The organism is uncultured Nitrospira sp., assembly GCA_902500695.1.
GTDB lineage: Bacteria > Nitrospirota > Nitrospiria > Nitrospirales > UBA8639 > Nitrospira_E.
This window is the reverse complement of sequence record CABVRQ010000122.1, coordinates 1,657-7,687: the sequence shown is the minus strand read 5'-3', so window position 1 is coordinate 7,687 and position 6,031 is coordinate 1,657. Positions and strand designations below refer to the sequence as shown.

At 53.8% G+C, this 6,031-nt stretch carries 3 protein-coding genes; all 3 read right to left on the bottom strand.

All coding sequences use genetic code 11. The annotated features are described in order from the left end of the window. Window positions 1–3,059, bottom strand: a 3,059-nt coding sequence (locus AAH187_RS18240) for a discoidin domain-containing protein (RefSeq protein WP_342349916.1), incomplete at its 3' end; no start/stop codon positions are given. A 206-nt stretch (window positions 3,060–3,265) separates the two neighbouring features. Beyond that, window positions 3,266–4,369: a sn-glycerol-3-phosphate ABC transporter ATP-binding protein UgpC gene (gene ugpC / locus AAH187_RS18235; RefSeq protein ID WP_342349915.1), complete on the bottom strand. Its 1,104-nt coding sequence runs from the start codon at window positions 4,367–4,369 to the stop codon at window positions 3,266–3,268. Next, on the bottom strand, window positions 4,362–5,750 hold the full coding sequence (locus AAH187_RS18230; RefSeq protein WP_342349914.1) for a GH1 family beta-glucosidase: 1,389 nt from the start codon (window positions 5,748–5,750) through the stop codon (window positions 4,362–4,364). Before AAH187_RS18230 ends, ugpC begins: the two co-directional genes overlap by 8 nt. Window positions 5,751–6,031 lie beyond the last annotated feature (281 nt).

Below are 6,031 nucleotides of genomic sequence, written 5' to 3'. Positions count from 1 at the left end.
CGGTAGCTGTCATCGCCCTCAACAATCACCTGCTTCGGCTTGCTCTCCTTGTGGATGGGCCAGCGAACATAAATTTTCCTGTCCGCGTATTTGGGCATATCCACATCCAGACTCAGTTTCTGGTCGTTGTCGTCCCACTTCGCCTGCATCATCAGGTTTCCGAAATGTGTGGGAAAATTCGAAAGAGCAATACCATCGCCCGCAAGCCATTCGCGCGGAGTACCAAACAGCAGGTTCAAGGTTTTACTTTTGTCCTCTTCCAGCACGATGAGGCCCCGGACAGAATTCACATAACCCGCCCCGACCCAGGTATGTGGCATATCACCAATATACACACCCTTACGACTGTCGGACAGGACAACCTCCGCAAACTCATTCCAATTGGCCGGGCGCCGGCCCTTGAACAGGATTTCATGCAGGTCGAAAGCTTCCTTGCGATACCCAAGAGTCGCAAGAGCTAGAATATTGCGCACCTCGTAAGGCGTATACGAATAGGGTGTAGAACCGGCATCCCGTTTTTTTACCATTTGATAATATTCCCGGAACGTCCGGTCCAGGATATCTGCAGGGAGAACATGCCAGGCTTGAGTGGGAAACATGGCAATAGCAATGGAGGTCGGATCAGGAGTGCCTTTGTCCGCATCCACAGGGATATAGTCAAGGGACTTCCAGGCAATCGTCTTTTCAATGGATTCTCTGACGCTGGTGCTGAAATTTTCCGCCTCGGTCCTCGCCCAGTCGGCTAAAAATTTCCGGCCCAGGATCTCCGCCATTTCAATTCCGTCCGCCCACCCCCGCATAGCCCAAAAATCGTCCCAATAGCTGTGCATCGGAGTAATGAAACCTTCATGGCTGATTGACGGGGGCAGGATGCCCTTCAGGCGCTCACCGGCCTCAAGATGTTCATAATGCTTCGGATCAAGCGTACGCTCCCGCAACGTGACAATGTACTTCATCGCGCGGTGAACAGCATCAAAATGCTTTTCCAGGAAATCCCGGTCACCCGTAAAGCGATAATATTCCATGATTGCATAGATAAACTGACCCTGGCTGTCCCATTCGATATTCCTCCCCCAGCCGTCATATACCTCACCGTTGGTGAAGAGAATGGGTGGCACGAGGCCATCGGGTTCCACGCGTTCCGCATACCAATTCAGAAATGCTTTGACCTCCTCGAAAAAACCAAGCCGCATGAGCGTGGCGGAAATGATCGCGCCATCACGCATCCAGGTCCGATTGTAGCTGCGCGCGCCGGGCTGGATGACCACGCCATCATTGTTCAACAGGATATAGGCTATCTGCGACTTCACGGTATTGACGACTGCTTTATTGGCAAGCTCGAATCCCACACGGTTAAGCTTGTCGGTCCAGAATGTCACATACTCCTGCCGCAACTTCTCGAAGTCTTCGGCGGTTTTCAGATTGGACAGGGTCTCATGCAGGGGAGCCGCAAACACCACCTCCTTGGATTCACCGGGTTGCAATTCAAAGGCATAGGTCCAGGCTGCCGAGAGCAGGCCGGTCCCGGCCTGGTCCTCAATAGATTTGGCATCGCCCTTACGGTCTGCACCGGTACCCAGGACGACCCTGCCCCGCAGATGGTTGGCAATATCCCCGTGAGCATATTGAGAGGCAAGGAAACTGTCGGCAGGCGAAAGGGCGAGGTAGGTATTTTTGTCGTTGATCATCACCAGTTTCCCGGTTTCATGCACAAACCGGATCGATTTGATAGGCGACAATCCGCCATGTTGCCACTTGGGGTTAATCTGGGCGGGCCTGACCGTGACGATGAGTTCCCCCTTCCGTACAGTATCGGAGCGATTGGCAAGCGTATGTCGCACATAGGTCATGCTGGCATCGACAGGGCCCGTGGTAATGGCCTCGGACTTGAAATGCAGTCCATTCCCGGTCTCCCATCTCACGATAGGAACCGGCAGATATCCGTCCTGCAATTCCTGTTGGATGTTCGCCGCTCCGGCCGCCGAATACAGATGGTCACCCTCTTTGACATAGGGCATCAGCATAGGCCCGTCGCGCCGGGATTCCAGATTGCCAAACTCATCAAACAGACTTTCCTCGGTATCCAGTGGAAGGCCGACCAGGGTCCAGTAGGTCTGGTATCCCCTGAGATGCGGGGGATAATCGCCGAAAGGAGCCCTCCTGGCATCAAACTGATATCGAATAAAAGGGGAAAACACTTCCGTGGGACCACGCAAGGAAATATCGGCAATCCCGAAACCGCCCCCGGCTTTCACAGGGTTGGTCAGCACCAGCCTGATGTAGCGGACGTCTGACGGGTCATTCGGCACAAAATCGGATTGCCCCTGCGAGCCCTCCGCGACGGAGATAGAGGAGACCTCCTTCCATTCCTTTCCATCCAGGGAAATGGCCATGTCCACCGCACCGGCATATTGCTCACCCCAGTCGATGCGCAACCCGGTCGTGTTTCTGGACTTGCGCAGGTCCAGAAGCAATTCTGCCCGGTCGACCGCTTCGCTTTTCCAGACGGTATCCTTGCGACCATCCATCATCACCTGGGTATTCGCGCCACCCCCGGCCACCACGGATATATTGACAATGTCGTCCGTCCCCTTGATATCAAATTCCCAAAGGGAATTCCCCCAGCTCGTGGCTCTCTCCCTGGTATCCAGCCGGACATATCTCCCGGAAACGGGCTGGATATAAATATCATCCATCTGCCCGTCACTGTCGTCGTTGACATACACCGTCGTCCACACCTTGGCATCGGTCGAAACCAGGAGGTTGTATTTATTCGAATACCCGTTCTCCCAATGCAGGGTAAAGCCCGTGATCTCAACGTCCTTTCCAAGATCAATGAGAGCCCATTCCTCATCCTTCGCCTGACTGGACCAGCGGGTCGCCATATCATTATCGGCCAGGTAACCCGGTAGAAATTCATCGCTCTGAATAGAGGAAGCGGACACCTTCCATGCATCCTTTGCCGGGATATTGGATGCGGCCAGCGCGGCTCCCACGGGCAATATCAGCGTGACCAGAATAGAAAAAAATGACACAAGACTTCTCTTATACAACATCATCCGTGATCTCCCTGACTTGTCGTGAGGTTTCCGGAAGGGAGTGTTAAAAACAAAGGGCCCATCTTTCAGGATGGACCAGGCAAGGCGGCGTTCCCTGCCGTCGCCAGAGCGACGTCGCTCGGGACAAAGTTTGAACACTCCACGATTTTTCTCTGATAAGCTTCGGGTACTCATACACTGATTAAAGGGCGAAGTTCTTGAAATAGTTAACAGGTTCCGGAAGTTTTGCGCCGAAGTTCCTTGCCGTCTTTCCCGAAAAGATAGCAGTGATCATCCGGAAGACATATCGTCAGCTTGTCTCCCTTTGGGAAACCAAAATCGCCGGAGGCGCGGAATATCAGCAGCTCATCAGCATCCGGCGTTTCCAGATAAACGTAGGAATGGCTGCCAAGGGGCTCCACAAGATTGACCTTCATCTCAACCAGGTTGTGATCCCCCCCCGTCGACAGATGCTCCGGACGAATGCCAAGCGTGACCGGAGTATCCGGAGGCAACTCTCCGGCGACGGCGTTCACCCTGATCCCTGTTCCGCTGGTCAGTCGGATCGTTGTGCTATCCGGGCGGCTTTCTACCACAAACCCGGACAGAAAATTCATGGCAGGCGAACCGATAAAGCCGGCCACAAAGCGGTTGGCAGGATACTTGTACAGTTCATTTGGGGAACCTACCTGTTCAATACATCCATCCCTGAGAACCACAATGCGATCGGCCAGCGTCATGGCCTCCACCTGGTCATGTGTGACATAGATGATCGTGGTCTCCAGCGTCTCGTGCAGTCGTGCAATCTCATGACGCATCTTCACACGAAGAGAGGCATCCAGGTTGGAAAGGGGTTCATCAAAGAGGAAGATTCGCGGACGCCTGACGATCGCCCGGCCAATAGCCGTGCGCTGGCGCTGTCCACCGGAAAGCTCTTTCGGTTTCCGCTCAAGCAGCGAGGTCAGGCCGAGCGTATCAGCAGCCACACGCACGGCTTGATCAATGTCTGCTGCAGACGCTCCGGCAATTTTCATCCCGAAGCTCATGTTGTCATAAACCGTCATATGCGGGTACAACGCATAGGACTGGAACACCATGGCAATACCGCGCTCGGAAGGCGAAAGCCTCGAGACATCGGTTTCACCGATTTTAATTGTGCCCTGATCAATCTCCTCAAGACCCGCAATGGTACGCAACAGGGTTGACTTGCCGCAACCCGAAGGGCCGACAATCACCGCAAACTCACCATCGGCCACATCAAGGTCAATTCCCGACAACACGGCGGTCTTGCCAAAACTCTTGTGAATATTTCGCAGGGTGAGACTAGCCATGACGCATATGCACGGAAAGAGGCAGGAAGGGTTCATCCAGAACCGCACCATTGGATTGAATAATTTTCGAATAATACCGGGCGGTATCCTTGGGCGTACGCTCAAGCGTTTCAAAATCGACATGCACAATACCGAATCTCTTGGCATAGCCATGAGACCATTCATAGTTGTCCATGAGAGACCAGGCCATATATCCCCGCACATCAACGCCTTGCTCAATCGCGGTCCGGACCGCTCGAAGGTGTTGGTTCAGATAATCCATCCGCACCGGATCAATGACACGGCCATGAATCGGTTTTGGCGGATCAAAAAATGCCGAGCCATTCTCGGTGATATAGAACGGCATGTCCCCATATCGTTTCTTCAGCCACAGCAGCGTATCGGATAGCCCCTCCGGGTAAACCTCCCACCCGGTTTCCGTGTGGGTCTTGTGGGGCTGGCGAACAGTCCCGGCCCTGACAGGCAGGCAGTCCGGGCCATCACATGTCACGGCACGCGTGTAATAATTCAGCCCGACAAAATCGATCTTCTGACGAATCAGGTCGAAATCCTTGGCAGGCCATTCAGGCCAGGCGTCACCGAATATTTCCTTCATTTCCTCCGGATAGGATCCCAGGAGGGCCGGATCAAGAAACTGCCGGTTCATATACGCATCCGCACGATTGGTGGCCGCCAGATCTTTCGGATCATCAGAAGCCGGATACTTGGGCTCGATATTCACCACGAGGCCGATTTCATGTGACCCGAAAGCCCGATAGGCCTGAACAGCCGCGCCATGGGCACGCATCAGATGATGCGCGGCAACAGGCGCTTCATAGTGACAAGAATGCCCAGGAGCCAATACACCATGCAGATAGCCACCGTCGGTCACCACCCAGGGCTCATTGAGTGTCGTCCATTTTTTGACCCGGCCATCCAGCCGCCGGTACATGGCTTCCCCGTAGTCGGCAAACCAATGCGCAATGTCCGGATTCAGCCATCCGCCGAGATCGTCCAAGGCCTCCGGCAGATCCCAATGGTACAACGTCAGCAGCGGTTCAATCCCCGCTTCCAAAAGGCCGTCTACAAGCTTGTCATAGAAATCCAGGCCTTTCTCATTCAGCCGTCCCTTGCCTTCAGGAAAAATTCGCCCCCAGGCCACCGAAAATCGATAGGCCTGCAAGCCCAGCTCCTTCATGAGTGCGATATCCTCGCGCCAGCGATGGTAATGATCGCAAGCCACGTCACCCGTATCGCCGTTCAGGGTATGTCCCGGCGTGTGGGAAAAACGCTGCCAGATGCTCGGGCCGGCACCATCTGCCAACGGTGCCCCCTCAATCTGGTAGGCCGATGTGGCCGCACCCCAGAGAAACCCCTCGGGAAAAGTGGATATGTTTTTCATTAACTATTGTCCTCTTGATTATCATTATTCCAAATAATATTTTCAGTCTTCATGCCTGTATGGAAAACCTTCGTCACAACCCATATCAAGAAGGTCCATGACAACACCAGCTCAGGTTCTCATGTGCGAGATGGAATTCCCCAAAGCCATCATGTCCCTTTCACTTCCCATTTTTTCGACACCTGAGGGCCGTCCCATCCAATAAATTTGAAAGTTTCCACAACTCATTTATGGGATGTTGCGTGGACATCCACCAGGTCTCCATTGAATGTTACCTTGAC